Here is a 26284-nt window from a genome sequence, read left to right on the forward strand (position 1 = left end):
CCGTCGTGCGTTCCGGCGTCCTGCCCGTTAGGCATCGTGCAGCAGCGGCGTCAGCTCGCCGTGCGCGAGGATGACGAGCGAGCGGGTGGCGCGGGAGAGCGTGGTGTAGAGGCGTCGCCGCGCGAGCGGGTCGCCGTCGGGGAAGATGCGGGCCGAGGCGTTGGGCACGATGACCCGGTCGAACTCGAGGCCCTTCGCCAGTTTGAGGGTGATGAGCACGATGCCGCTTTCGGGGAGCGCCGTCGTGTCGTCCGCAAGCGGGGGAGCGTCGCTTCCGAGCAGCGCCTGGAGGCGCTTCGCCTCGTGCTTCCACGGCACGACGACGGCGGCCAGCCCTTCGTCGGCGCGTGCTGCGGCCACAGCCTCGCGCAGCGCCGCGACGTAGGACGCCTCGTCGGGGCAGCGCACGATGGCCGGGGGCTCGTCGGCCCGCTGGACGGCCGAGATGCAGGTGCGCTCGCCTTCGCCGAGCAGGCTTGCGAACAGCCTGGTGATCTCGGGGGTTGAACGGTAGCTCGTCATCAGGCGGCATTCCTCCACCTGCCCGCGCGCGGCTTCGAACACCTCCCGTACCTCGTCGAACGTTGCCGTGCCGGACGCGATGGCCTGGTTCGGGTCGCCGAGCAGCAGGAAGCGCGCGCGTCGGAAGTAGCGCGCGAGCACGGCCAGCTGGGCGGCGGTGTAGTCCTGCACCTCGTCGATCATCACGTACTTCGCATCCGGGTTTCCGAGGCCCGTGAGCGCCATCTTCAAGTAGAGCCATTCGATGGGCGCGAGGCCGTCGGTGCCGAGCAGGCGCATGCCGATGCGGTCGATGCGCAGCCAGTCGTCGTTGCCGACGGCGGCGAAAGCGTCCGCACAGCGCTCGCGCACAAGGCGCAGCGCGAGCGCCCGCTCTTCTTGCTCGTCTGCAGGGACGACAGCCTCGTGGAAGATGCGCATCTGCTCGTCGAGGGTGAGGGCGGAAAGCTCGTCGAGGATCTCGTCGGTGCCGGACAACTGGGCGAGCCTGGCCTCCAGACGCGCTTCGAGCTCCTCGCGCATGAGCGTGACGCGGTGCGGGCCAGCAGGGGCGCGGCGCAGCTTGTCCGAAAGCTTCCGGATGGAGTCGGCCGAGATGAGGCGTCTGCCGCCTGCGCGGATGTCGCAGAAGTCGAAAGGGTCGAACTCGAAGTCTGCGAGGGCTTCGTCGATGCGCTCGAAGGATGCGAGGGGCACGTTCGCCTCGCCGATGCCTCGATCATTCGGCAAAAGGCCGTGCGCGAACTCGTCCCACGTGAGGCTTTCGGGATTGCGCTCGCCGAGATCCGGCAGCACACCTGCGATGTAGTCGCGAAACACCGGATTCGGCGTGATGAGGAAGACGTCGCGAGGATCGAGGGTGCCGCGCATCCGGTAGAACAGGTACGCGATACGCTGGAGCAGCACGGACGTCTTTCCGCTGCCCGCGATGCCGCTCACCAGGAGCACCGGCACGTCCTCGTGACGCACGACGAGGTTCTGCTCCTTCTGTATGGTGGCGGTGATGGCCTGCATCTGCGCTGTGCGGCGCTTCGAGAGCGATGCGAGCAAAAGCGAGTCCTGTATGGCGACGGAGGTGTCGAAGTAGGCGTTCAGGCGGTCCTCGTCGATGTCGAACTGGCGTCGCAGCTTGAGGTCCGCCTCGATGGTGCGTCCGTCGGCCACGTAGGATGTTGGCCCTGTGTCTTGGTTGTAGTACACCTCAGCCACGGGCGAGCGCCAGTCCACGACAAGGCGCCGGCACGCCTCGTCCGATATCCCCGCCGTGCCGATGTAGAGCTCCTTGGGCGCCTGGCCGGGCTTGAACTGCAGGACCACCTTCGCGAAATAAGGCTGTTTGAGCAGAAGCTCGACCTTCGCCAGCTTCTCGGCGTCGGCGTCCTGCGCCGCGTTGTACCCGTCGATCACGCGGTTCATGGCGGCGAAGTCGGCGTACGTCTCCATCGCGTCCGCATACGTTGCGAAGTTCGGGGCCAGCTCCTCGGCCATGGATCGCTTGTCCTCGGCAGCCGCCGCGCGCGTGCGTTCCATCTTGTGCGCCAGGTCGCGTCCGATTTCCCGAATCTTGCCGTACGTGTCCGAAAGGTGATGCTGCTCGTCGCGAAAGATCGGGTCGTCAGGCTGGGTTGGTGTGTCCGTCCGCGTTTCGGACGGTTGGCTGTCCTTTTGCTGCACCGGTTCTCCTTGCAGTTCGTCTATCCCCGTTTCGAGCCTTGGCGGCGTATGCCGCCCTTGCGTCCGGCCGCCTTGTTCGGTCCGAAGCCCGCGTGGAACCGTCCTGGCGCGGGCTTCGGGGGGCGTCCCGTCGCGTTTTTGGCGCGCGACGCCTGCTTCCACTCCGCGCGCCGTGCGCAGTGCGCGTCGTCGCGAGATGCGCTCATCGATCGATCTCCTCCGCGGTTCTCCGGACACCGTCCGGACGGCCTCGCCGTGTCGGCTCCGAGCGGGCCCTCGCTACACCAGCTTGCCCTTGCAATGGTCGATCATGTGCTGCACGGTCTGCGCCGTCCAGCCGGAAAAATCGCGTTTGCACGGCCTGAGCTCGCCGTCCGCCAGCTCGTCGTAGGCTACTTTGATGCGATCGAAGCGCGTCACTTTCGACTCCTCGTCGCGCGTGAGGCACCCTTCGGTCGTCTTGAACGCATCGAGGCCGAGCTTGAGGACGGGATTGTACATGACGTGCGGCTGGTCGTCTTCGTCGAGGTAGGCGACGACGCGCTTCGCCACGCCGATCTGGTTGGCCGCCAGGCACGCGGCATCCTCGAGGGAGGCAAGCGTGTCGAGCAGGTCCTGCGCCACGTCGGCGTCATCGGCGGTGGCCTCCTCGCACGGTTTAGAGAGGAGGGTTTCGTCCTTCACGAGTTCTTTGATCATGGTCGCTCCTTGTCGATGCGCGCCGCTCTCTTGCGGCCTGGGACGGTGGTATGCGATTCGAAGAATTCTATCACGAGGCCCCCGCGCGAGCGGCAATTCTTTCAAGCTTTGGCCCTTTTGCCTTCCCGCTTTTGCGAAAACCTTCCGGGCAGGTGCCCTGCGCGATGCGAGGAGGGCGTCTTCGGGCCTCTCCCGCCACATGCGGCTTTCCGCTGCGGAGGACGCGTTCGTTTCCGAACCTCCTTCGTCGCGCCTTGCCCGCCTTTCGGGAAAGTTGACAAAAAGGAGACTTTTCGATCGGCACTGATGGAGAAAATGTCGATGGGAGGGGGTGTCCAATCGTCGGCTTGTTGCCAAATCGTGGGAGAGTGCATATCATTGCTTTCGATACTCTGACAGAATGCGAGATATTTGCGCGTCTGAGACGCGTTCAGGAGAGTTACTGCATGCAGGAGCGACCCCACAACGAGTTCGGGCGTGCTGGCGAGCGGCCCGCCGGGATGAAGCACGCCGCCGATCAGGGCAGGGTTGGCGCGCACCGTGCGTTTGAGCCTGATCGGCCGCGCGGCGCCGAAGGATCCGCCTACATGCCCGTTGGCCCTGATCTCGCCAAATCCCAGGACATCATCCGCATCCGCAAGAAGCGCAAGAAGCACTCGGGCCGCAAGGCGCTGCTCATCGTTGTCGCGGTGATCGTCTGCGTGTTCGGCGTGGTCGGAGGTGCCGCCGCGCTGTATTTCAACTCCATTAACCAGGCGCTGTCGTTCGAGGACAAAGAAACGATCGAGAGTCTGAAGTCGGTCCTCGAGCCGGTTGTGGTTGATGACGAGAAGGGCGAGCAGCCCTACTACGTGCTCGTTCTCGGCTCGGACGCGCGCGAGGGCGATACCGCGTCGCGCTCGGACGTCATCATCCTCACCCGGGTCGATCCGAGCAACGGCCTCATCACCATGGTGTCCATCCCCCGCGACACCATGGTCGAGCTCGAGGGCTATGGCCGCCAGAAGATCAACGCGGCGTACGCTTACGGGGGCGCGGCGGGCGCGGTCGAGGCGGTCTCCGCGTTTGCCGGGGTGCCCATCAGCCATTACGCCGAAATCCATTTCGAAGAGCTCGAAGAGCTCGTCGACATGCTGGGAGGCGTGTGGGTGGACGTTCCCGTCACCAACGATGAGACGGGTTCGAGCAACTCGGGCATGCATATCGAGGCCGGAGAGCAGTTGCTCAACGGCGAGCAGGCTCTCGCGTTCGCTCGCGAGCGTTACGGCTACGTCCGGGGTGACTTTCAGCGTGCAGACAATCAGCGCATCCTTGCGGAAGCCATCGTCAAGAAAGTTCTCAGCTCCTCGCCGATCGACCTTCCCGGTACTATCCAGAAGCTGGCGGGCTGCGTGAGCACGGATTACGATCTCACCGCCATCATCGATTTGGCGCGGCAGTTCCAATCCACTTCGACGACGTTCTACTCGGCGCTCGCGCCATCTTCAACGATGACGCTCGACGGCGTGAGCTACGTCGTGGTCGACCCTACCGATTGGGCGGCCATGATGGAGCGCGTCGATGCCGGGGAGGACCCCACCGCCGTTGAGGCAGACGCGCCCGTTTCAGACGAGGCTCCGGCCGAGGGGGAATCTCCCGGTGCGGAGGCGGGATCGGCGTAGCCGACCGGCGCTCGAACCAGATGACCGATCCGACATGCGCAAAGGACATCCATGACCCTGCTCGAACTCTTCAAGCTCATACGCAAGCACCTGAACCTCGTCGTGGCGCTGCCCATCGTGTGCGCCTTGGCGACCGCCGCCTTCTCTTGGCTCGCGCTGCCGAACCAGTATTCGGCGAGCGTCTCGATGTACGTGCTGACCAAGGCCAGCGCCGAGGGTTCCCTCGCCAACACGGATCTTTCGGCCAGTCAGCAGCTTGCCAACGACGTGGCCACACTCATCACCGATGAGCGCGTCGCGGAGGACACGGCGAGCGCTCTTCAGATGGATTCGCTCAAGGGGTATAAGATATCCGTGGCGAGCGAGTCTACCACGCGCATCGTCACGCTTACCGTGACCGGAGAGTCCGCCCAGTCGGTGGCCATCATAGCCAACCAGCTGGCCGCCACCACCGACAGCGTGGCGCAGGAGGTCATGGACGTGCAGGCCATCAACGCCATCAACGAGGCGAAAGAGCCCGCTGCGCCCTCTGGTCCGCCGCGGGCCATGTACACTGCCGTGGCGTTTCTGGCGGGCGTCTTCTTGGCGGTGGCCATCGTGGTGGTCATAGACATGGTGAACACGCGCGTGCGCAGCGCCGAGGAAGCCGAAGAGCTGCTGGGATTGCCGGTCATCGGCCGTATTCCCACCATCAAGGATTAGGAGGGAAGAGCCGTGGCCAAGAAGAAAAAGCAGTCGTCGAACCAGCTTGAGATCCAGAATGCCGCGAAGACGCTGTTCGCGAATATCCGCTTTATGTCGGTTGACGATCCCATCAAGTCCATCGTCATCACGAGTTCGGTGCCCAACGAGGGCAAGTCCACCGTATCGGTGAATCTGGCCCAGGCTATCGCAACGTCGGGCAAGCAGGTCTTGCTCGTGGAGGCCGACATGCGTCGTCGCAGCCTGTACGCTATGCTGAATGTGCACTCCTCCGCCGGTTTGTACGCGGTGCTCACAGATGCGGCGCCGCTCAACGTTGCCGTTACCGGGACCACGACGCCTAATCTGTACTTCCTCGACACCGAGCCGAACATCCCCAACCCGGCCGACCTCATCTCCTCGAAGCGCTTCGGACGGCTCGTGCGCACGCTTGAGGAGCGCTACGACTACGTGATCTTCGATATGCCGCCTGTGGGGACGTTCGTCGATGCGGCCATCTTGTCCACGCTTGTGGACGCGACGGTCATGGTGGTGCGCCCCAACCAGACGAAGCGCGCCGAGCTCGTCGAAGCTTACGAGCAGCTCCAAAAGGCCAATGCCAACGTCATCGGCGTATGCGCCACGTTTGTGGAGGGCTCGGGCTCCGAGTACTACTATGCGTACTACACGAACTCGGGCGAGCGCGTGAAAGCCGAAGGCTCCGCGAGCGCTCCGTCCGTTGCGACGCCTCCGAGCCCCGGTCACGGCGGGCGCTCCGGGTCGTTTGCGGCTTCGCCGCGTTCGCAGGCGCCGTACGGCGGCGCGTCCCAGCGGGGAGCGAGGCGGTAAGTGCGCGACCTGCACTGCCATATCCTGCCCGGCGTCGACGACGGCGCTCCCGACCTCGAGGCGTCGCTCGCGATGCTCGAGGCGGCCAAGCGCGTGGGCATCACGTCCATCGTATGCACGCCGCACGTGCGCGACCCCTACTTCGACTACGAGGCCATGCTCGGGGCGTTCGAGCTCCTGCGCGCGCATGCCGATGGGTTTCCGCTCACCATGGGGTGGGAGGTCAATCACTCCAAGCTCATGGAGCTGGGCATGGAGTGGGCCGACTGGCTGCATTTCGACGGCTCGAATGAGTTTTTGCTCGAGCTTTCAAGCCGCTGCCACAAGCACGACTTCGAGGTGTACGAGCGGACGATCTTCGAGCTGCAGGGCAAAGGGTACACGGTGATCATCGCGCATCCCGAGCGCTACCGGGCTATCCAGGAGGACATTGGGATTGCGCGCGATCTCGTGCGGATGGGCTGCAAGCTGCAGGCGTCGGCCGATTTCGTGGCCGGCGGTCGCTTGGGCAAGGAGAAGCGACCGGCGAAGCGGCTGTTCGACGAGAACCTCTACAGCTACATCGCAAGCGATGCGCACAGCGTCGAGCATTACGACCTCTTCGCCGAGGCGAAGCGCACCTACCGAACCCGCGGCGCCCACGCGCGCGTGTAGGGGTGTCGGCGCTTCGGCGGCGGTTTTGCCGACGAGCGCGCGAGGCGTCGTTGTCGCGTTTCGCTGCTGTTCGGACTGCATGCGATGGGCGGGTGTCGCGATGGGGTTTCAAGGTTGCAAGTAATTGGCTTTGCCGTACTCCTCCCATTCGCAACAGGGCTCCCTTCGATCCTCTTCGGATATGATAGGGACTTGCGCTACGGTGACATTAAGCGCCGTTTGAATGAGCGCTAACATGTTGTCTGCTGCGCAGATGGCGAAGGTGGATTTGAATCTACTCAGCGTTCGGATGAAATTCCGTTGCTGTTGCTTGGGATGAGGGTTTTCGCTCGGTTTCGGTTTCGATGAGGCGGGTCAGTTCCGCGACGTTTCCAGGAAAGTGGAATCGGTCGAGGTCGGCTTGCGCGAGGGATCCTTGCGCAAGCATGGCGTCGAGAAGCGCTTTGAAGGGGGGGGGTCGTAGAAGCCGTCGATGTTCAAGAGGAAGCATTCGGCGGGATCGAATCCCAAACGTATTCGCGCCAGGATCTCGGAGGCCTCTTCCAACGTGCCGACGCCGCCGGGCAGTGCGACGAAGGCATTCCCCAGTTCAACCATCTTCGCTTTGCGCTCGCTCATAGTGTCCACGACGTGGAGCTCGGTGAGGTCGTGCTGCGCCACGCCGGCTTCGACGAAGAAGCCAGGTTCCACGCCATGCACCTCGCCGCCTGCATCGAGCGTGGCGCGCGACAAGGCTCCCATTAGTCCGACCGAACTTCCTCCGTATACGAGCGTATGGCCGTTTTCGGTTATCCAAGTGCCCAATTCGCTTGCCGCGTCAGCGAATCGAGGGTTGATGCCGCGGTTCGACCCGCAATAGACGGTGATGTTCATGTATCTCTTCCTTCGCCGGGGCGGGTTTGTCGGGGAGGGATGATCGACGTGCGGTTTCTGAGAAGCCGGGCGCATTCTGGCAGCTTTTGGTCGCCTCGTTCTCGGGTGCAACGTCTCCTGCCGATCAAGCAGGGTTTCTCACTCGCTACGTTTGTGCTTCCCGCGCTTCAGGCTTTGGCGGCTGACGCCTCCTTTGTGCTTGGATGCCTCGTTCGGCCTCTGCCTGTTTTCGGCGTGTGATCGATCCAAAGCGTTCAAGCGGGTTTTCCTTTGAGCGAGAGGGCTTCTTCCCCTTGGGCGCGCTTCCTCTCGATAGGCGGTTTCCCCACGTTTCGCTCTCGTTCTGCCTGCGGAAAGATTCTATCATGGAGCCGCGGACGCGGTCGGCTAAAACCATGCCCGCTTTCGTTTGGCACCGAATCGTCTCAGTAGCAAGCGGGGCATGGGGCGCTGCTAGAGCGTTTTCGCTTTGGCGTTCGCTACCGGGCCGTGAATCGCTCGATCGAGAGGGCATGGCGTTTTTCGAGCGCCCAAAACGTTGCTTGGATGCTTCGCTTCTGCCAAGGAGAATGCCAGTCCTCATTGCGGGGTGCATAGACGTCGAGGACGTAATCCCAGCTGTTCACTATCGTTCGCCTCAATCTGCGCAAAGCGGGGGAGTCGAGGTCGAAGTTTCCAAGATCGAGGAAGGAAACGCCGCTGCTTTCGCATTCCAAGTCGAAGGCGACTGATTCCTCCTCGGTTTTTGAACAATGCCAGTAATTGAGGACGAAATGCCAGTCGTTGAAGTCAGACAAGAGGACAAGGTTGTCGGGGACGTCGAGCTTCATCCGGACGAGGGGTTCTCCGGGTTTGGCGTGGCCGGATCGTCGCATGTCGGGCTTGCCGTCGGTGCGTCCCTGCTGCTTGTACCAAGCCCAAATGGGATACTCGGCTCCTTTGGGCGGCGGTCCGATCCGGGCTTCCATTTTGGAGATGAGCCACTGGTAGGCGGCATGCAGGTGAACGGTGGCGCTGTCCTGCTCGGGTGGAAACACTATGTTCTTCGGTTCGACGAGATAGCGCCCGTTCGTTTCGAGGGCGTCTAGAACAGCGGGGTGCTGGAGGGTCCAGAGGATCATGGATCTATCTCCCTTTTCGAAGAGGAGTTTCGGCGGCTGTTGCTTTCTTTGCGTTTGCACGTTTTGATTGAACCCGCGTTCGGCGAGACCCGGAGGGCTATACTTTTTGGATCTGTATGCCAAAAGGCCCGCATTCGAAGGAGAGCACGGTCTTTCTTCCTTCGTCGTTTTCTTGACGGTAACCGCATGCTTTATCGGACATGCGTTTTGCGATGTCCGATAAGCGTTCGAGATCCGATGCGAGTTGAGCGCCGGGGTTGGTTGCCGCGCGCCATTCGTCATCATTTGATCCCTCGATGAACTCCTCGATCTCCCGGATACGGTCGATGAGCGAATCGCGCTCTTGGAGCATATCCGCATAGCTGCGGTTCTCGATGGGGGGTTGGTGCGGTTCGGGAGATTCTGACATGGTTTCGTACCTCGGCTCTCGATGGCTTGCTGGATGCATTCGCTGACTGGGGCAGTTCTCCTTGCTATGCTTTCTTTCTGGCATCGGCCATGTAGAGGCCGATGCGCACCTGCTTCCAAGGGTCGGCTTCGGGGTTTGCCTGCAGGATACGGGCTTCCAGCGCGTCGGCATGCCCGAAATGCAGCAGGGCGAACGCCATATCGTTTTTCTCGGTTGGCAGATAACCGAGCTTCATGCCATTCGTGCGCAGGGCGACAGCGGAAGGGTCGTACGGGTTGTCCGGTTCCGGTTCCAGGACAAGGGTTGCTCCCGGCGCAAGTTCGCTGATGGCGGCTGGGCCGTCCCAATATTGGAATCCTGCAATGAAGCAGGTGGCGAGATGCCTCGATCATTCGTACACGGTTTCCTCCGTTCGTCTTCTCCTAGGGTGATGATACGGCATCGGCTCGCTCGACCTGTCCCTTTCATGGGACAGGTCTGTTTGCATTCCATCCTGCCCTCCATTTATGCGGGGCATTGCGGAGGCGGGTGGGGCTTGTTGGGGGTTCTGCTCGTTCTGCGAGGATCGTCTCACCGAGTTGCAAGGAGGCGATTTAGCCTTATGTTCAAAAAAGCAAGGAAGGGCGGTCCGTCTTGCAAAAGGGAGGTTCCCAACTCGATCCTTCCGGACTTTTCGACGGCACAGATGGCGACGGCGGTTTGCCCGCATTGCGAAGATCGATTCGGCATAGTGGCCATCGTCGGCAGATGGCTCGACCGCTATTGCCCTCTGTGCGGAGGGGTTTTGCGGGGTTCTTGCTACGACGGGGTGGCGCTTCGGCTTTTGCGAGAGATGAAGGGGGTCGAAATCGATCTGGCTGAGAAACGGCGAAAGAGCGATGAGGCGCGGCGTCGCGTCGATTCCCGTCGACGATGGTGGCGGATGCCCTACCGACGGTATTGGGGCCGTATGCGAGCGAAGGCCGATAGCGAGAGGGAATTGGCGAACGAGGCTCTCCGAGAGGCGCGGACCTGCTATGACGATGCCCGCTATGCGTGGTTCCGTGCAAGCGAATGGTATCCATGCACACGCGCTCCTGTCGCGAGAAGGCTTGCCGAAGGCGATTCCTACCGCCTGATTCTGGCGTATGACAAGAGTGGGCGCTTCTTTCTTAGAGGGGTCGGCCCGGCTCTTGCGGGAGGGTTGGCGGCGGAGTTCGAGGCGTTCGAGTCTTTTCAAAGGTGCGCGGAAGACCCGTCCTCTCCGTTGCATGGTGCGCGGCTCCTGCCGAACTTATGCATGCCGCGCAAGTCGAGCGGGAGACAGCCCGGACGTTTGTGGGATCAGATGGATTTGGTGGTGGCTACGGAGTCCTGCGCGTTCGCCATCGAGATCAAGAGAAGGAACGCATCGGTGCGGGTGGACGCCCCTTTCGATACGGTGCTGGTGGGAAGCGGGGAAGGCGATGATCGTCCGCTTGAAGATGCCGACTGGATGCTCGACCAGAATGCAACGCATGCGATGGCGTTCAGCGATGCGGTGGAAGAGTATCCTTACGAAAGCATCTACGAGGTGCTGCTTTTCGTTCGTCCTCGTTCGTTCGAATCGGATGCTTCGAAGGTTTTCGCTGCCGGGGCGAAGAGGCTTGGGCCGGCCCTGCTAGAATGTCGGTTGGAGGCATTTCCCGGATGCGCGGCAAGGCGGTGTGACTTATGGCGTATAACAGCAAGGCGAAGCTCAAGCCGTTTTATCTGCTTAAAATCCTGCAGGAGGAAACCGATGCCGAGCATGGTCTTTCCATGTCGCAGATCATCGAGCGCCTGGGGCAATATGGCATCAGCGCCGAGCGCAAGAGCATCTACGCCGATATTGAAGTGCTGCGCGAGTTCGACGTCGATATCCGCACTTACCAACGGAATCCCGTGGAGTACGCTATCGAGCGGCGGGACTTCTCGCTTGGCGAGCTGATGCTCATGGTGGATGCCATCCAATCGTGCCGCGCCATCACCGAGCATCAGGCGAGGATGCTCGTGACCAACATCAAAACGCTTGCCAACAATCACGAGCAGGAGAAGCTTGATAGGCGCATCCATGTGGCGGGGCGCATCAAATCGAAAAGTGAGAGCGTTTTCGGCAATGTCGATGCCATCCACGAGGCTCTGCGTCTGCGTCGTAAGATATCCTTTGTCTACTATCGGCGCGGCCTCGATGGGGAACGGCATGCTACGCGGGGAGGTAAGGAGCATGAGGTCACTCCGGTGGGCGTTGCCTATGCCGACGGTTTCTACTACCTTGCCGCATGGGACGACGGACATGCCGATATGGTTGAGTACCGCATCGACCGCATGGGCAAGGTTCGCATCCTCGACGAGCCCGCAACGCGCAATGATGAAATCGCCCGGCGCCGCTACGAGGGCGGCGATTATGAATCTTTTGGCCGCTTTGGCGGCGAGGAGGTTTCGGCGACTCTGACCGTCAAGGCTGACAAGGTGGAGATCGTGCTTGATCGCTTTGGCGATGCGGCCATTCTTTCGAAGATGGATGACAGCACCGCCAAAGCGTGCGTGAAAGTTCGGGTGAGCGAGCAGTTCTTCGGCTGGATTGCCGGCATGGGCAAAGCCGTGCAGATAGCCGCCCCGAGGTCCCTTGTCGGCAAATACCGGAATTACCTGCGCTATCTCTTAGAAGAGGATGGGGTCGGCTGACTTTCGAGCGATAGGGGAGCCGAACCCCATCGAGCTTCGATGAGGATGCGGGTTTCTTCCAAGTCGACGATAAGGCGTGCGTTGCGCTCCAAGCGGATCGACGACGCCTCCTGTCCGATGGCTTCCGATAACGTTGAGACCGTCATCCATGCGAGGCAGAGTCGGTCGTTTTGCTCTTCGGCTTCGGGAGAGCTGCTCGCAACCGCATTTACCTTGAGCGATGTGTCCACGGCTCCTTTCCAAAGGATCAACCTCCCGTCCGGCTCGGTTGAGGCCGCGAGGTCGCACTCTTCGAATCGCAGCAGGAGGGGAGAATCGCGCGCCCAGTTGCCTTCATGGCATTCCCATAGTGCAAGGACATCTGCAAGATGCAGCGTCTCGATGTTGGCGAGGACGTCGGCGGGCGATACTTTGAAGGAGTCTGCGAGGACCAGGCATCCTTTCGCGTCGAATGCCGGACCGGGGTGCGAGGAGGCATCGGGAACGGATGAAGAGTCGTTTGTGCTACCGTAGAGCGAATGCATGCCGTTCTCGGCCATCCGTGCGCCTCCTATCGTTTCTCGGTTTCGAGGGTATTTTACGCAATGGGAACAAATGTGCCTGTCCTTGAAGCGGGACAGGCTTACGGGGCAGGCGTCATTGGCATTCATGTTGGATTAAATCTTGGATTGCTTAATGCTATCGCATGATGGTGTCTTGCATGGGCTGGTGCGCTTGTCTAAGGTGGTGTCTGCGGCAGTGGGCAGTCAAGGGGCGAACGTCAGACTGGGCGACTGGCCCAGTTTCGGATTCCACCCACTTGGCAACTCCTCGCTGAGCGAGGGGACGATATCGAGCGGCGGCGATGGCAACGAGCATCGCGCCATCGCCGCCAAGCCCCGCGACGCCGAGGTGCAGCGTCTGCCGCTCCGGAAGGAGCAGGCGCATGGCAGTCGAATCGACGGGATGTCTGTACGTCAAGGTTCTCGTGCCGATACAGGACACGTACTCAGTGGCGGAGATAGCGATACTCCTGCGCGTGAGCAGGAGCGCGATCTACGAATGGAGCCTCCTCGAGGACGACCTTCTGCCGCTGAGGAGGTTGATGGGCAGGAAGAGGGGGCGCTTCGCGTTCAGGGACGAGCTCTTCAAGTGGAGCAAGCGGCACGCGAAGTGAGCTTCGATGCCTCAAATCTCCAATCGGAGCTGAAAGCACTCTTCTCGTTTCGTGGTCGGGCTCTAACGTTGATTCCTGGACTGCAACAGCATGCGATCATGTTTCTCCGAAACGTCTCCGTAGTTGCGCCTAGTTTAGTTTGGCTTAGCCTGCTTTTCCTCCGATTCTGACCGTTGCGGAATCGATCTCGATGAGAAGCCCGGAGTCGAGTTAGATGCACTCACGGTTGTTGAGCGTATACCGCCTGCATGGCTCGTGGTGGAATGCTTCGAAAGTGACCATCCGATAGTTCTCACAATATGTCGCCGTTTGAACGTGGATGGCATTGAGTGGATCCCCTGCTTATTTCCGGAGGGTGCATCTTGCCGAAATTTCGCTCTTCGGATTGCTTCGATCTCGGATCATACTCGCTGCAAAAGAAGAATGGCAGCCGAGACTTCTGCTGGCCTTGATGGCTCCATTGCCCTAGTGCAAGCACGCATCGTGAGCGAGCTGAGTACTCTGACGCTGGTCTGCGCTATCTATCTTTAGAAGAACGGTAGCATCGGACGCGGGCTTGCCCGGGGTTTGTCAGAAAGTGATTAAAGTCGTCGTTGATGCCAAATGAGGGAAGCCGCCCGGGACTGCGAACTCAAAGCTTGGTGTAGCCGTCATGGCTCTACCGTTCTTTTCTTGATTCATCGAAATTCAACGACGCCGAGATTGTGTTTAGCTTGTCCATCGCATTGTCTGTCCGGGAATCGAACGGGAGTCGGACCCGCCGCGAACATAGGACTTTCGGCTTTGCGTCTCGCTGTGGTCGATATTAACAGCCGACTTCCTCACTGCTTTTATCGCTGCTGGCCATCTCTTCTGATTTCTGCTCTTCCAGAAGCTTGTTTATGCCATCCCTGATTCCCTCTAGCAAGGATACGAATTCGTCAAAGACCTTTTGCTTTACCTTGCCAGCATCCTGGACATCAATTTCATATTTGTTTCTAGGTTCGAAATCGAGAAGTTCGAACAGCGTCTTTGCATTGGTCGAATTGTCCTTAATGACAACCTGCTTTCCCTCGCTATTGCTAAGAACGATCTCCTCCTGCTGGTTGCCTTCTACAGTGATTTTAATTTCGCGCGCCATACGCTTTCAACCTCCTTGCCAGAGCCTGCCGTCCGCCGTCCATGTTTTCCGCGATCCATTCAAGAGCTTCGCAGCCTTCGTCCTCGAGGCATCCAGACTTAAGCGAAAGCGAAAAGCGTCTTTTGTCGTCGCGCGAACCGGATGCGATGATCACGTTGTCTGCGTCTAGGTTGACGACGAGAAGAGGATTGTGGGTGACGAGTATAACTTGCGCCTTGTCCCTCAGTCCCTGGATTGCTGCAGATAGCTCTTTGGAAATCTTTAGGTTAGAGATGTTGTCTTCGGGCTGGTCGATAAGTAGCACATCTGCCTGGGTCACATTTTGATCGAGCAAGACTTCGTAATATATTAGCGCCTTTTCGCCGAAAGTGTTGCCGATAACTCGTTCTGAGGTGCTCTGGCGTTTAACCTCCTGCTCCGTTTTGCAAAGAGAATCCAGAAAAGACTCGAGGTTCTTCTTGACTGCTTCGTCGATCTTGTCGACCTGCCTAGTTCCCCTGACGGCGTTGCACAAGGATTCCTCCGCATCGATTTTTTCGATAGCGGCTTTGTCGAATCCGTCGTTGAACAGGGACTTGTAGAATTCCTCTTCAATCTCTTCGGCTGTTTTGGTCACGTATGGAGCGTAAGACCTGAAGACATATCCGCCAGCACGTTTATCCACGTAGCCGATACCCTGGTCGTAGTATTTCGACAGAGAAGGGAAGGAAGGGTACTCCTTTTTGATGTCCAGAGACGCCTGCGCTTGCTGAATGACCTTCAAGATGACCGCTTGCTTCAGCGTGCTATAGCTTTCGGCTTGTCGATCGAGATTCGTTGAGGTTCTATTCGTGCTAGCCTTGTACTGCGTAATCGAGGTGAGGATGACGTTCTCGACGGAGCTGAACAGTCTTTCGGAGGCCAGTCTTTTCTCGACAGAAGACAAGGCATCATTTAACGAAGCCAGTGCCTCATTCAGGCTCTTCAATTCGTCAGGGGCGTATATGAGTTCGTTGTCTTCGATTTCGGTTTTTAGCTGCGTGATAATTGACCTCAATGCCGCAAAGCGATTTTCGAGCTGCGAGCAGTCTCTTGCCGCGAAGCCTTCGGTTGACACGGATACAAAGAACGTCTTGCGTAGGTATTCCTCCTTCACGGTCAAGGCGCTGCTTGCGGCTTCGTCAAGCGTTTTCTTTGCTCCTGTGCGCCTGCGCACCCACTCCATTACTCGATTTGTGAACGTTGTGATTTGCAATCTGAAGTCCTGGCAGTTAACTTCGGAAAAAAGAGAGCGCCCGTCAGGGTACAGGTCTTTATTGTTGTTGTAGTCGTTAAATAGCTCACCTTGGAATACCGCCTTGCTCCTACTTGGCAGGGCGGGTATCTCGATTCGGTTATTCCTTTTTGCTGCTTTAACATGGCTCTCCGAATCGTTTCCTGAAATAAGCTTAAGAAGTGTTGATTTGCCCGATCCGTTTTCTCCAATGATGACGTTCACCCCGGGGCTAAGTTGCATATCAACGCCATTTACGCTTACTTTTTCCAAGAATGGATAAGAGACACTGTCGATTCTTCCAAATCTGGTTTCGGGCGAAGTGATTGCGAGCAGCAAACCCCTAAACGAGGGAAGGGCTCTGATGGTGGTGAAGACTGGGGCGCCTTGTCTGACGTTCTTGGAGTCGTGGTTGGGATATGCGGCCCATTCGTGACAGTCGATGCCGATAAGCAAGCCGATGGAATTGCAGAACTCGCTCATGTCGACCAGATTGTTTTTTACAATGCCTTCCACATTAGGGCTCTGAATCTCAATTGCGCTAATGTAGCCAATTTCCAAGTAGTCCAAAAAATCCGAGCAGGCATCGCTGAAAGAATTGGCGCCGCCCTTTTGCTCGGGATCAAGGCTCTTCCTTTGATATGCAACCAAAATGACAGGAAGTTTAATTTCCTTAAGAATGGATTCAAAGTCATCTTTCGAATACTTGTGGTCTTTGTTCTTGAGAGCATGCCTGCTCATGACAAGTTCGATGGTCTCGTAGTCTTCTTTTGCTTTGCAGTCAAAATAGGTGAGGATGTGACATGGTTTTGCCGTATCAAGCAAAACATCAAATTCGATTCCTGCGATGATGCCTTTAACCGACGGATATGATCCTAGCCGAATAAGGTTCTCGGCTTCTGTGTAAAGCCTTGAGTCGAACGTATTGTGATCGGTAAAAGAAATTAGATTAATTTTCTCCGTCTCCAATTTTTCGAAGAGTATGGGGAGGTTTTCAACGGTCGACTGGTCAACCACTCCGGCACTCTCTTTATGTTTACTGGCAATCGAGTGGATGTGCAAATCAATTTTTATGTTCTCATTCAGCATTGTGCAGCTCCAAGCAAACCAAGTCGAAGCGATAATTGGGCGAGTTGCTTGATGGGATCTTTAACTTTTCTCTCAAAGCGATCTTGCCGATTATCGGTATATATCAAGCATAGCCGATTCATGGGAAACGAATCGGGCATCATGCCAATTATTCAACATTTTATATGAATAATTCTATTGTGGAGAGCTGACGACCTAAAACTTTATCCTTCTCGTTGCGGAACATAGCGTTTATGATCTCGTCCTCGTCCGGCGAGACCCGGAATGCTATCGTCTTGCTGCGACGGTGCCCTTTGTAATCGACGATCGGCCTGGACATTAGAGCCTCCTTCCTCGGTCAAGCGCCTCGGCCATGTCCGACTGCTTGCTGGGGAAAAGGTGGGCGTAGCGAAGCGTCATCTCGTAGGTCTCGCGCCCCAGCCGGTCCGCTATCGCGATCGCGCCGAACCCCATCTCTACGAGGGGCGAGACATGGCTGTGGCGAAGGTCGTGAATCCGGATGGGCCCGAGCCCGCATGCGGCGCAGCCGCGTTTCATCTCGTGGTGCAGGTAGTTTTTCGTGAAGCCGAAGATGCGGCGCTCGCGCCGCTCCTTCGGGATTGATTCGAGGAAATCGGCGAGCTCGTCTGCGAGGAACTCGGGCATGACCACATCCCTCCTCGATTTGGGCGTCTTGGGCGAGGTGATGACGTCCCTCCTCTTGATTCGCTGGTAGCTCTTGGTGGCGTGGATAAGACACTTTCTGAGGTCGATGTCCTCCGGCTCGAGCGCGAGGAGCTCGCCGACCCTCAACCCGCACCAGCACAGGATCTCGAAAACGTAGAAGCTGGCAGGCTTGTCCATGACCTCCTCGCTGAACATGAGGTACTGCTCCTTCGTCCAAAACTTCATTTCCGATCCCTGGCGCTCGCCGATCTTGATGGTCGGGGCGGCGGGGCTCTTTCCCAGTCCGTAGTACTTGACTGCGTGGTTGAAGATGGCGCTCAACTGGTTGTTTATGGTTCTCAGGTAGGTGCCGCTGTACGGTTTCCCCTCGTCGTCGTACGAGCCCACCATCTTGTTCTGCCAGTCCATCACGTCTTTGGAGGGGGGTGATGTCGCACATCCTCTTGGGTCCGAAGAACGGCACTATCTTCGTGCGGATGATGTGCTCTTTGGTAAGCCAGGTGTTGAGCTTGAGCCTTGGCCTCACGTCTTCGGAGTACCTCTTCACGAACGCCTCGAAGGGCATCGACATGGACCCGTCGGCGCAGGCCAGGAACTCCGCCTCCCACGCCAGAGCCTCGCCTTTGGTCGCGAACCCCCGCTTCACCTTGTGCTTGCGGTTGCCGTCGATGTCGCTGAAATAGCACTGGACGTACCATGCGCCGGTCTTCTTGTTCATGTAGGCGGGCATCAGCGGACCTCTTGCCTTGGGACGCCGTCGGCGCAGTGGAAACGCTCGTAGAAGTACTTCCGGCTCACCTTCCCCTTGATGGTGGTGTAGCCCCTCTGCTCCATCTCGGAGTTTAGCATCCTGATGATGCGGTAGGCGTAGGGCCTGCTGATGCCGAGAGCGTACACGACCTCCTCGACGCCCATGATCACTGGTTTTGAGTTCTGCTCCATTGCTTCCTCCTGTCGATCGGTGAAGAGAACAAAAACGTTCTGCAATTCGTGACACTAATAGAACGAAAATGTTCGGTCAAGACAAATTGAGAACGTTTTTGTTCTCTAGTATCATGGGAGGAAAAGACCGAAGGAGGAGAGATGATGACGGGAAGCCGCATACGGGCGCTACGAGAGTCGCAGGGGATGACGCAACGGCAGTTCGCCGAGAGGGCCGGCTGCACCGACGCCGCCATCAGAAACTACGAGGCGGGCAGGAGGACGCTGAAGGGCTCCGCCCTGGATGCGATTGCAGGCGCCCTCGGGGTCGCCCCCGAGGCCCTCATGCCCGTTCAGGTCGAATCCGCCAGAGACGCCCTTGAACTCCTCTTCAGGATCGAGGAAGAGTTCGGACTCAGGCCTGTCGGCGACGGCAAGCTGGCGGTCGAGGGAAGAGCGGGCAAGGCCCCCAAGCTTTCCGCTGCGATAAAAGCTTGGGAATCCCAAATCGATGCGCTCGACCGAGGCGAGATAACGCCCGAGGAATACGAGTCCTGGAAGATGGGAATTGGCGGATGCTAGACGATTCGGGGAGGACTTCGAGGGTGCCCCTTATCAGCAGTCTTTTACCAAGAATCCAAGAAGAGGCTCCGAACCTCATCGCATTGAAGCGCGAAGGTGCCTACTGGGACTTCAAGAAGGAGTGGCACAAAGACAACTCCGAGCTGATTCACGACATACTCTGCCTTGCCAACAATCTCGAGAGCGGCGTGTCGTACCTCTTCATCGGCATAGACGAGGGAGAGGGTTACTCGGTGTGCGATGTCGAGAATAACGACCATGCCGAACGGAAAACGAACCAGATGATCGTCGATATGCTCTCGAAGACCAGATGGGACAACGGTCAACCTCCCTTCGCGGTCGTGGAGCCAATGGCGCTTGACGGGGGAACAATAGATATCCTGTGCGTCGTGAGCAGGCGGGAGGATATGCCTTATTCCCTCTCGAAAGGGTCGGGAAAAGTGCGCGCGCATATGGTCCATACGCGACGCATCGACTCCAACACGCCCATAGACGAAGGAGCATCGTGGAGTGAGGTGGAAGACATCTGGCGCCATCATTTTTCACTCGACGAATCTCCTCTTGCGAGAGTGAAGGTGATGCTCGAAGACAAGGAGCATTGGAGGTTTCTCTCCGAGGTGGTCGGCACGGAGGACAAGTACTATCTATACGCCCCGGAGTTTACCGTCTGCCACGATTCGGACGACGAGCGGGACGGCTACGAGTACTACATGCTGAACCAGACAGACCCTAGTCCGAGCTGGTATATGATCGAGATCCGGTATTTCCAGACTCGCATATTCGACACCCTCGGCATCGCCCTCGACGGCGGCAGGTATTTCGCGCCCGTTCCGTCACGTTCCTTCGTGCGCTGGAATCGTCTCAGCCTGGATTTCGATCTCATGTATTGCTACTACACAAAGGACTCTTTGGATTGGAGCCTGAACGAGTTCTTCTTCGACGAGGGCTACGACGATGCCGGGATAGCGCGTAAGCGGTTCCTTGAAACCGTCGTCATCTTCCAAGATGAGGAAGAACGTAAAGGTTTCGAGATGCTTCTTCGCGAACGTCATTTCGAATTCGAGGAGGAGATGACGGAGACCCCCGACCCATACGGCGCAGAACGACTTCCCGAGGATTATCCCCAGGAGGCGAAAGACCAAACCACTCGCGAGCTGAAAGCGATTCCCATCCTCAAGCGTATGCTCGAAGAGTTTAGAGGCGACCTCGAAGGGCTGCGCTTGCCCACTTCCAGGGATTGGTAGTTTGACCCGCAAGCCCTTCGCTGCTACTCGGGAGGAGTAGTAGCGAAATCCGTCCGTCTTCGTGAGTTTGCCAGAATGACGCGCGCGGGCTCCCCGCCAGGGGGCTCTGGCATTCTTGAGTTTCGTTTTTTCTGGTGAGTTTCGTTTGAGTTTCGCCGATTTTCGGCGGCACCCGCAAACCCCTTGGTATCACTGCCTTTTTCTGGCTTGCAGGTTGTTCGGTTCGCGTTGGTTCCTTTCGGCTCCGTTCGCGCCGTTTCAGGCTCGTTCGACCCTTGCCCATTTGCCATGAGATGACATCCGACCATGTATCTACCTGCGGAAACAGAAAAGCTCCCCGAGATTCTCAGGGAACCTTCTGGGTTTTCGCCCGATTGCGAAATCATGTGGCTTGCAGGTGTGGCGGTTCCGAAACGTCGCCATCGGTTGTCATAGGAACCGCAAGAAACCGTATGGTAAATACGAACAAATGTTCTATTACTACTCCCACTCAATCGTCGCGGGCGGCTTGCTCGTGATGTCGTAGGCCACGCGGTTCACGCCCGGAACCTCGGCCACGATGCGGCTCGACACGCGGGCCAGCACGTCGTAGGGCAGCTTCGCCCAGTCGGCGGTCATCGCGTCGGAGCTCTCCACGGCGCGCAGGATGATGGGGTAGCCGTACGTGCGCTCGTCGCCCATGACGCCGACGCTCTTCACGTCGGGCAGCACGGCGAAGTACTGCCACACGGGGCGCTCGACCTCGGGTCCGCCGGCTGTTTCGCGCGCAAGCTCGCCGTCGCGTCGCCCGCACGCCTCGAAGAGCCGCTCGTTGTAGGCGTCCAGCTCCTCGCGCACGATGGCGTCGGCCTCCTTCAGGATGGCCAGCTTGTCGCGCGTCACCGTGCCGATGACGCGGATGGCAAGCCCCGGCCCGGGGAAGGGCTGGCGGTGCACGATGTGGTCGGGGAGCCCCAGTGCCGTCCCCAGTGCGCGCACTTCGTCCTTGAAGAAGTGGTCCAACGGCTCGATCAGGTCGAACGACACGCCTTCGGGGAACGGGATCAGATTGTGGTGGCTCTTGATGGTGGATGCCTTGCCGCCGGTCTTGCGCGCGCCGCTCTCGATGATGTCGGGGTAGATGGTGCCCTGCGCCAGGTACTTCACTGGGCGGCCGTCCTCGGCCAGCTCCTGCGCCACGGCGAAGAACTCCTGCCAGAACTGCGAGCCGATGATGCGGCGCTTCTCCTCGGGTTCCGTCACGTCGGCCAGAAGCGCCGCGTAGCGGTCCTCAGCGTGCACGTGCACGAAGTCCACGTCGAACTGCTGCGTGAACACCGCCTCCACTTCCTCGGGCTCGTTCTTGCGCAGCAGTCCGTGGTTCACGAATACGCAGGTCAGCTGCTTGCCGATGGCGCGAGCGCACAGCGCGGCCACCACGGAGGAGTCCACGCCGCCCGAAAGCCCCAAAATCACGCGGTCGCCGCCCACCTGCGCGCGTATCGCCGCCACGGCGTCGTCGATGATCGAGTCCATCTGCCACGACGGCTCGAGGCCGCAGATGCCGAACAGGAAGTTCTTCAGCAGCTCGTCGCCGCACGCGGTGTGGCGCACCTCGGGATGGAACTGCGTCGCGTACAGCCGGCGTTCGGGGCACTCCATCGAGGCCACGGGGCACACGTCGGTCGCGGCCGTCACCGTGAAGCCTTCCGGCACCCGGCTCACGGCATCGCGGTGGCTCATCCACACGGTCTGCTCGGCGGGCGTGCCGCCGTACAGCAAAGACGGGGCCGCGCCGTCGCGGCCATCGAGGCGCGTGAGGGGCGCGGGGCCGTACTCGCCCTTCTCCGTGTGACCCACCTCACCGCCCAGCGTGACGGCCATGATCTGCTGCCCGTAGCAAAAGCCCAGGATCGGGATGCCCAGCTCGAATATTTCCGGGTCGATGGACGGCGCGTCCTCGGCGTAGACGCTCGCCGGCCCGCCCGACAAGATGATGGCCGCCGGCGCGAGCGCGCGCACCTCCTCGGCGGCGATGTCGCACGGCACGATCTCCGAGTACACGTGCAGATCGCGCACGCGGCGCGCGATGAGCTGCCCGTACTGGGCCCCGAAGTCGACGACGATGACCAGCTGGCCGGTGGATGCGGTGCTCACGGATGGCTCCTTCGTGTCGTGTGCCCGCATAGGGCGCGCAGCGTGCGGCGCGGGGGCGCGCAGAACGCTGCGCGCCCTATGCGGGCATCCCTCTCGTATGCTCGTATGGCGGTATCTTACCCGAAAACGCCGCCTCTCCCGCGAAAGCGGACCTGCCTGCACGCGTTTTGCACGAAGCGCCAGCAAGGTGGGGAGGGGTCCATGCGGCGAGACGCCAGGAAGGTGATGTATCGACGTTGATAAAGTCGACCAAAAAACGCTGAAATAACTACGGTAATCTGCGTGGAGCTTGTATACTGGGCTGCGGGTTCGGATTTTTGGCGAAAGGGGAACGAGCATGAATGTGTATCTGGACGTTCCATTCCAAGAGAAGGACGAGGCCAAAGCGCTCGGCGCCAGATGGGATGCGGGGCGCAAGCGGTGGTACGTGCCTCAAGGACTCGATTGCGCTCCTTTCGAGAGATGGATGCCTGCTCACCTGTACCTGGTGATAGGGTCGCAGCGGTGTTGGAAGTGCCGCGAGGATACGCGCGTGGTGGCATTCGGTATCCCTTACGGCTGGGACGGCGCGCCGTCTCTTGCCTTGCTTCCTCGGCTGGAATGCGTTCCGTACGAGATTAGGAAGTACCTTATCGATCAAGGGATCAGGTACGAAAAGAAGCGCTCGAACACCACTGGGTTGTATTTGTTGAACAACTGCTGCGAGCACTGCGGATCATTGCAGGGAGAGTTTTTCCTTTTCAGCGAGCCCGATAGTCCTTTCTTGCCCGACTCTTCCGACGAAATCTCGCGTTTGAGGTTCCTGAAGGTTCCTTTGCCTTGTCCGGTTTCGGGCTCTGTCTCGTTTTGGGAGCCGACGGGGGAGATGCTGCACGAGTATGCCATGAGCCACTTCGAGGAGCTTGACCTCGACATCGTCGAGCGACTGCGTGCAGAATCGGATTAATCGGTCGGTGCGCGATGTGTCCCCTGTGGTTTCTCCCTGCCTCGCGTCCTCCCTCGTGTACAATCTCGGAGAACGAGCTCGGACCCATAGGGGTGCCCGGAGCAATTGTGTCGAGTCAACCAAGGAAGCCCGCATATGATCATCGAAGCTTTGAAGGCGCTCCTCGTCGGCATCGTCGAGGGCATCACCGAATGGCTGCCCATCTCGTCCACCGGGCACATGATCCTCGTGGACGAGTTCGTGAAGCTGCAGGTGTCGGATGACTTCTTGGCCATGTTCCTTGTCGTTATCCAGATCGGCGCCATCCTGGCCGTCCTCATCCTGTACTTTCACAAGCTCAATCCTTTCTCGCCTCGCAAAACGCAGGAGGAGAAGCGCAGCACGTGGCGCCTCTGGGGCATGGTGGCTGTCGGGTGCATCCCGGCGGCTATCGTCGGGTTTGCCCTCGACGATTGGGTGAACGAGCATTTCTACAACAAGGTGACCGTGGCGGTGGCGCTCATCGCTTACGGCGTTGTGTTCATCGTGCTGGAGCGGCGCAACCGTCGGCGCCTGCGCGAGGCCGAGGCGGCCCTCGCTGCGCCGCGCGGCCGGCACGCTCGTTCCTCGCGCGGAGACGCGGCCGACGAAGCCGAAGCCCAGCTGTTCAGGATCACCGACGTGGGCGACATCGACTGGAAGACGGCGCTCAAAATAGGGTGCTTCCAGGTGCTCGCCATCATTCCCGGCACGTCGCGCTCCGGCTCCACCATCATCGGCGGTATGCTGTGCGGCTGCTCGCGCACGGCGGCGGCCGAGTTCACGTTCTTCCTGGCCATCCCCATCATGTTCGGCTGGGGGCTTGTGAAGTGCGTCAAGTTCTTCGCCGCCGGCCTCGCCATGACGAGCGTCGAGGTCGTCGTGCTCGTCGTGGGCATCGTGTCGGCGTTTGCCATGTCGGTGGTGGCCATCAAGTTCCTTATGGGCTACATCAAGAAGAACGACTTCACTGCGTTCGGATGGTACCGCATTGTCGTGGGCGTGCTCGTGCTGGCCTACTTCGCATTCGAGAGCATGGGTATGCTGCCGTAGGGGTGGGCGCAGGGTCGGATGCGCGGGTGTTTCGCCCTCTTGGTCTTTTGTTCCCCTTCCTTCGATGTTTCCACCTCGTAAAACTTCGCTTTTGATTCATGCGGCACGCCTGAGGGGTGCCGCTTTTGCTATCATGGTGGACACACGAGGGTCGGATGGCGCCATGGCGTCGCGACCACGCTCGTTACCGCTTTTGAGAGTTGAGAGGACGTGCCGATGTCTGAGAGAGACAGCTCCCTCGCGGAGATTCAAGAACATCGCGCCAAGATCGACGAGATCGATCGCCAGATCGTCGCGCTTCTGAACAAGCGCGCCGGTCATTCGCTGGTCATCCGCGGCTTGAAGCCTGGCGCCCATCTGGGTCTGTACGACCCGAAGCGCGAGGAGGAGATTTTCGCGAAGGTGAACAGTTACAACGAAGGACCCTTGTACAACGAGAACCTGCGCGAGATCTACGCGAGCATTCTGAAAGTGATGAAGGAGACGCCGTCGGTATGAGCGAGCAAGTGGAAACAAAGCTTCCGGACTACGGAACCATTACCGACGAAATCACCATTTTCGCCGGTCCCTGCTCGGTGGAGAGCGCCGAGCAGTTCGACGAAGTGGCCGAATGCATCGCGGGCCTCGGCCTTTCGTGGATCCGCGGCGGCGCGTTCAAGCCGCGCACGAACCCGCATTCGTTCCAGGGCCTCGGCGAGGAGGCGCTCTCGATCATGGCGGAAGCGGGCCAAAAGTACGGCCTGAAGACGCTCACCGAGGTCATGGACTCGGCCCACTGCGAGATGGTGCATTCGTACGTGGACGGCCTGCAGGTGGGCGCGCGCAACTTCCAGAACTTCAGCCTGTTGAAGAACATTGGGCACGTCACGCGCGGCTCGCATAAGATGGTGCTGTTCAAGCGCGGCTTCGCGGGCACCATCTCCGAATGGCTTTCGGCGTGCGACTACATCACGATGGAGGGCAACGACAACGTGGTTCTGTGCGAGCGCGGCCTGCGCACGTTCGAGACGGCCACGCGCTTCACGCTGGACATCTCGGCGGTGCCCGTCGTGCACAAGCAGAGCCTGTACCCCATCTGCGTGGACGTGTCGCATCCGGCCGGCGTGCGCGACCTCGTGCCGCCGCTCGCGAAGGCCGCCGTGGCCGCGGGCTGCGACTCCATCATGATCGAGGTGCATCCGAACCCTCCGGCGGCCCTGTCCGACGGTCCGCAGCAGCTCACTCCGGCGCAGTTCGCGGAGTTGGTGGGCCAGCTGCGCGAGATCGCCGCGGTGTTCGGGAAGAAGATCGTGTAGCGCTTGGCGGAAGGGCGCCGGACGGCACGAGTCCGTCCGGCGCCCTTCACTGATTCCGCGAGAGGCCCGCCATGCGCTTCGATTGCCGACGCTGGCGCTGCTGCCGATCGCCCCATTCGCTTTTGCGCCGTATGAGCGGGAGGCGCGGGCTGCTCGGCGATCCCTTCGAGCCGGAATCCCCGGATGTCGGCGAGCTTGGCTTGCAGGATGTGCTCGACGGGCTGCGGGTCGATCACCGTCCCGCCGTTTCTCGTGCATGAGGCAACCTTGCCGACCTGACGTGCATGACCCTGTCCGAATGCCGCGACGAGGTGCCGTCGGGACCATTTCGTCGCGATGGGGCATGCGGCCCTTGCAGCGCACGTGGCTCTCCTCGACCTTCCACGCGTCGGGACCATTTCATCGCGACGGGGCATGCGGCCCCGTTCGACGGGCAGGGCCCTTCGAAGCGTTGGCAGAGCCTTGCGCAGCGGGTCGCCCTGGCCGACGCCGATGGAGGCTTGACAGCGGAAGGGCGGATTTTGGCACAGAATCGGACCTATGGCAGCGATTCGAAGGGCCCTGGGTCGAACTTTCGCTGTTTTTTGGCAAAACCGCAGGTCAGCTTTTTTCGATTCGCCAATTCATTGCCACAGGTCGAAATTCATGCCAAAACGCAGGGCATCCATCGTCGAACAGGGCGTCCGCCGTCGAGCAAAAGGTTGGCAAAGGCCATGCGGGCCTGCCGCGCAGATGCCGTTGGCGTTTGGGAGGACCCTTGCCAACGGGATGGCCCTCCGTCCCCCCACCCCCCGGCCGCGGGGCTCGACCTTTGCCGACGGAACGGCCCTCCGCCCTGTCCGGCCGCAAGGGACTCGATCCGGAATCCCACGGATGCATGTGCTCCCGATCTCGACTCGACGACGCGGCGGATTGGGGCCGTCTGAGCGGGAATCGGCAACAACGGCGGCCCTGCCGCGAAACGGCCCTCCCTCCCTC

General features: G+C 59.8%; 24 protein-coding genes and 1 pseudogene. 12 read left to right on the top strand and 13 right to left on the bottom strand.

The genetic code is table 11. The features are described 5' to 3' along the window. Positions 1–27: 27 nt before the first annotated feature. Together B5F40_RS10240 and B5F40_RS10250 are read right to left on the bottom strand one after the other, a co-directional pair. The gene (locus B5F40_RS10240) at positions 28–2196 is read right to left on the bottom strand and encodes a HelD family protein (protein WP_239443003.1); all 2169 of its coding nucleotides are present in this window, start codon (positions 2194–2196) and stop codon (positions 28–30) included. A 279-nt stretch (positions 2197–2475) separates the two neighbouring features. Then, complete coding sequence (locus B5F40_RS10250; protein WP_087194242.1) at positions 2476–2895, bottom strand: peptide deformylase; 420 nt, start codon at positions 2893–2895, stop codon at positions 2476–2478. Positions 2896–3341: 446 nt separating this feature from the next. On the opposite strand from B5F40_RS10250, the gene B5F40_RS10255 reads away from it, so the two are divergent. From B5F40_RS10255 to B5F40_RS10270, 4 genes are read left to right on the top strand one after another with little or no spacing between them, the layout of a single operon-like run. Beyond that, the gene (locus tag B5F40_RS10255; protein WP_239443004.1) at positions 3342–4556 is read left to right on the top strand and encodes an LCP family protein; all 1215 of its coding nucleotides are present in this window, start codon (positions 3342–3344) and stop codon (positions 4554–4556) included. A 51-nt stretch (positions 4557–4607) separates the two neighbouring features. Then, complete coding sequence (locus tag B5F40_RS10260; RefSeq protein WP_087194244.1) at positions 4608–5258, top strand: YveK family protein; 651 nt, start codon at positions 4608–4610, stop codon at positions 5256–5258. Between the two features lie 12 nt (positions 5259–5270). Then, complete coding sequence (locus B5F40_RS10265) at positions 5271–6086, top strand: CpsD/CapB family tyrosine-protein kinase (RefSeq protein ID WP_087194245.1); 816 nt, start codon at positions 5271–5273, stop codon at positions 6084–6086. Continuing rightward, the gene (locus tag B5F40_RS10270; RefSeq protein WP_087194246.1) at positions 6087–6740 is read left to right on the top strand and encodes a tyrosine-protein phosphatase; all 654 of its coding nucleotides are present in this window, start codon (positions 6087–6089) and stop codon (positions 6738–6740) included. A gap of 354 nt (positions 6741–7094) precedes the next feature. Here B5F40_RS10270 and B5F40_RS10275 read toward each other — a convergent pair whose 3' ends face one another. The 4 genes from B5F40_RS10275 to B5F40_RS10285 all read right to left on the bottom strand — a co-directional run bounded on the left by B5F40_RS10275 (position 7095) and on the right by B5F40_RS10285 (position 9507). Continuing rightward, a complete protein-coding gene (locus B5F40_RS10275; RefSeq protein ID WP_162610956.1) occupies positions 7095–7613 on the bottom strand; it encodes an LOG family protein in 519 nt (172 codons plus the stop codon). 479 nt (positions 7614–8092) lie between these two features. Further along, positions 8093–8734, bottom strand: coding sequence for a DUF3841 domain-containing protein (locus B5F40_RS16280; RefSeq protein ID WP_162610957.1), 642 nt, complete (start codon positions 8732–8734; stop codon positions 8093–8095). 97 nt (positions 8735–8831) lie between these two features. After that, complete coding sequence (locus tag B5F40_RS16285; protein WP_162610958.1) at positions 8832–9143, bottom strand: hypothetical protein; 312 nt, start codon at positions 9141–9143, stop codon at positions 8832–8834. 64 nt (positions 9144–9207) lie between these two features. After that, positions 9208–9507 carry an HIRAN domain-containing protein gene (locus tag B5F40_RS10285; RefSeq protein ID WP_204217376.1) on the bottom strand — a complete coding sequence of 100 codons (300 nt, stop codon included), beginning with the start codon at positions 9505–9507 and terminating at the stop codon, positions 9208–9210. A gap of 1328 nt (positions 9508–10835) precedes the next feature. On the opposite strand from B5F40_RS10285, the gene B5F40_RS10290 reads away from it, so the two are divergent. Continuing rightward, a complete protein-coding gene (locus B5F40_RS10290; RefSeq protein ID WP_087194249.1) occupies positions 10836–11828 on the top strand; it encodes a helix-turn-helix transcriptional regulator in 993 nt (330 codons plus the stop codon). Here B5F40_RS10290 and B5F40_RS10295 read toward each other — a convergent pair. After that, entirely contained in the window at positions 11798–12367 is a 570-nt protein-coding gene (locus B5F40_RS10295) for a hypothetical protein (protein ID WP_087194250.1), read from the bottom strand. The genes B5F40_RS10290 and B5F40_RS10295 overlap by 31 nt on opposite strands. A 386-nt stretch (positions 12368–12753) precedes the next feature. On the opposite strand from B5F40_RS10295, the gene B5F40_RS10300 reads away from it, so the two are divergent. Continuing rightward, on the top strand, positions 12754–12984 hold the full coding sequence (locus tag B5F40_RS10300; protein WP_087194251.1) for a hypothetical protein: 231 nt from the start codon (positions 12754–12756) through the stop codon (positions 12982–12984). Positions 12985–13789: 805 nt separating this feature from the next. Here B5F40_RS10300 and B5F40_RS10305 read toward each other — a convergent pair. The 5 genes and pseudogenes from B5F40_RS10305 to B5F40_RS10325 form a co-directional block, all read right to left on the bottom strand. Beyond that, positions 13790–14104, bottom strand: coding sequence for a hypothetical protein (locus tag B5F40_RS10305; RefSeq protein ID WP_087194252.1), 315 nt, complete (start codon positions 14102–14104; stop codon positions 13790–13792). After that, positions 14088–16445 carry an ATP-binding cassette domain-containing protein gene (locus B5F40_RS10310; protein WP_087194253.1) on the bottom strand — a complete coding sequence of 786 codons (2358 nt, stop codon included), beginning with the start codon at positions 16443–16445 and terminating at the stop codon, positions 14088–14090. The genes B5F40_RS10305 and B5F40_RS10310 overlap by 17 nt, the downstream gene beginning before the upstream one ends. A 318-nt stretch (positions 16446–16763) precedes the next feature. Next, a complete protein-coding gene (locus tag B5F40_RS10320) occupies positions 16764–17519 on the bottom strand; it encodes a site-specific integrase (RefSeq protein WP_446718594.1) in 756 nt (251 codons plus the stop codon). Positions 17520–17586: 67 nt separating this feature from the next. After that, positions 17587–17841 (bottom strand): annotated as a pseudogene (locus B5F40_RS16960) (Arm DNA-binding domain-containing protein); the annotation flags it as partial. After that, complete coding sequence (locus B5F40_RS10325; RefSeq protein WP_087194254.1) at positions 17841–18053, bottom strand: hypothetical protein; 213 nt, start codon at positions 18051–18053, stop codon at positions 17841–17843. The pseudogene B5F40_RS16960 and the gene B5F40_RS10325, both read right to left, overlap by 1 nt. Positions 18054–18194: 141 nt before the next feature. Between B5F40_RS10325 and B5F40_RS10330 the strand changes: the two genes are divergently transcribed. Further along, complete coding sequence (locus B5F40_RS10330; protein WP_087194255.1) at positions 18195–18614, top strand: helix-turn-helix domain-containing protein; 420 nt, start codon at positions 18195–18197, stop codon at positions 18612–18614. Then, positions 18608–19858: an RNA-binding domain-containing protein gene (locus tag B5F40_RS10335; protein WP_140396481.1), complete on the top strand. Its 1251-nt coding sequence runs from the start codon at positions 18608–18610 to the stop codon at positions 19856–19858. Before B5F40_RS10330 ends, B5F40_RS10335 begins: the two co-directional genes overlap by 7 nt. Before the next feature lie 480 nt (positions 19859–20338). Here B5F40_RS10335 and guaA read toward each other — a convergent pair whose 3' ends face one another. Further along, positions 20339–21994 (bottom strand): glutamine-hydrolyzing GMP synthase, encoded by a 1656-nt coding sequence (gene guaA / locus B5F40_RS10340; protein WP_239443005.1) that lies wholly within the window; start codon positions 21992–21994, stop codon positions 20339–20341. A gap of 337 nt (positions 21995–22331) precedes the next feature. On the opposite strand from guaA, the gene B5F40_RS10345 reads away from it, so the two are divergent. From B5F40_RS10345 to aroF, 4 genes are all read left to right on the top strand, one after another. Next, positions 22332–22940, top strand: a complete 609-nt coding sequence (locus tag B5F40_RS10345; protein ID WP_087194258.1) for a DUF5710 domain-containing protein — start codon at positions 22332–22334, stop codon at positions 22938–22940. Between the two features lie 135 nt (positions 22941–23075). After that, the gene (locus tag B5F40_RS10350) at positions 23076–24011 is read left to right on the top strand and encodes an undecaprenyl-diphosphate phosphatase (protein ID WP_087194259.1); all 936 of its coding nucleotides are present in this window, start codon (positions 23076–23078) and stop codon (positions 24009–24011) included. Between the two features lie 216 nt (positions 24012–24227). Next, positions 24228–24509 carry a chorismate mutase gene (locus B5F40_RS10355; protein WP_087194260.1) on the top strand — a complete coding sequence of 94 codons (282 nt, stop codon included), beginning with the start codon at positions 24228–24230 and terminating at the stop codon, positions 24507–24509. Then, a complete protein-coding gene (gene aroF / locus B5F40_RS10360; protein WP_087194261.1) occupies positions 24506–25306 on the top strand; it encodes a 3-deoxy-7-phosphoheptulonate synthase in 801 nt (266 codons plus the stop codon). Before B5F40_RS10355 ends, aroF begins: the two co-directional genes overlap by 4 nt. Positions 25307–26284: the final 978 nt, after the last annotated feature.

Source organism: Gordonibacter sp. An230 (genome assembly GCF_002159915.1).
Taxonomy (GTDB): Bacteria; Actinomycetota; Coriobacteriia; order Coriobacteriales; family Eggerthellaceae; genus Rubneribacter.

Bases quoted from the DNA above. Each gene is read 5' to 3' on its own strand.
- B5F40_RS10250 (WP_087194242.1), bottom strand. From the start codon at position 2,895: ATGATCAAAGAACTCGTGAAGGACGAAACCCTCCTCTCTAAACCGTGC.
- B5F40_RS10255 (WP_239443004.1), top strand. From the start codon at position 3,342: ATGCAGGAGCGACCCCACAACGAGTTCGGGCGTGCTGGCGAGCGGCCC.
- B5F40_RS10260 (WP_087194244.1), top strand. From the start codon at position 4,608: ATGACCCTGCTCGAACTCTTCAAGCTCATACGCAAGCACCTGAACCTC.
- B5F40_RS10275 (WP_162610956.1), bottom strand. From the start codon at position 7,613: ATGAACATCACCGTCTATTGCGGGTCGAACCGCGGCATCAACCCTCGA.
- B5F40_RS16280 (WP_162610957.1), bottom strand. From the start codon at position 8,734: ATGATCCTCTGGACCCTCCAGCACCCCGCTGTTCTAGACGCCCTCGAA.
- B5F40_RS16285 (WP_162610958.1), bottom strand. From the start codon at position 9,143: ATGTCAGAATCTCCCGAACCGCACCAACCCCCCATCGAGAACCGCAGC.
- B5F40_RS10290 (WP_087194249.1), top strand. From the start codon at position 10,836: ATGGCGTATAACAGCAAGGCGAAGCTCAAGCCGTTTTATCTGCTTAAA.
- B5F40_RS10295 (WP_087194250.1), bottom strand. From the start codon at position 12,367: ATGGCCGAGAACGGCATGCATTCGCTCTACGGTAGCACAAACGACTCT.
- B5F40_RS10300 (WP_087194251.1), top strand. From the start codon at position 12,754: ATGGCAGTCGAATCGACGGGATGTCTGTACGTCAAGGTTCTCGTGCCG.
- B5F40_RS10305 (WP_087194252.1), bottom strand. From the start codon at position 14,104: ATGGCGCGCGAAATTAAAATCACTGTAGAAGGCAACCAGCAGGAGGAG.
- B5F40_RS10310 (WP_087194253.1), bottom strand. From the start codon at position 16,445: ATGCTGAATGAGAACATAAAAATTGATTTGCACATCCACTCGATTGCC.
- B5F40_RS10320 (WP_446718594.1), bottom strand. From the start codon at position 17,519: ATGGACTGGCAGAACAAGATGGTGGGCTCGTACGACGACGAGGGGAAA.
- B5F40_RS10325 (WP_087194254.1), bottom strand. From the start codon at position 18,053: ATGGAGCAGAACTCAAAACCAGTGATCATGGGCGTCGAGGAGGTCGTG.
- B5F40_RS10330 (WP_087194255.1), top strand. From the start codon at position 18,195: ATGATGACGGGAAGCCGCATACGGGCGCTACGAGAGTCGCAGGGGATG.
- B5F40_RS10335 (WP_140396481.1), top strand. From the start codon at position 18,608: ATGCTAGACGATTCGGGGAGGACTTCGAGGGTGCCCCTTATCAGCAGT.
- B5F40_RS10345 (WP_087194258.1), top strand. From the start codon at position 22,332: ATGAATGTGTATCTGGACGTTCCATTCCAAGAGAAGGACGAGGCCAAA.
- B5F40_RS10350 (WP_087194259.1), top strand. From the start codon at position 23,076: ATGATCATCGAAGCTTTGAAGGCGCTCCTCGTCGGCATCGTCGAGGGC.
- B5F40_RS10355 (WP_087194260.1), top strand. From the start codon at position 24,228: ATGTCTGAGAGAGACAGCTCCCTCGCGGAGATTCAAGAACATCGCGCC.
- aroF (WP_087194261.1), top strand. From the start codon at position 24,506: ATGAGCGAGCAAGTGGAAACAAAGCTTCCGGACTACGGAACCATTACC.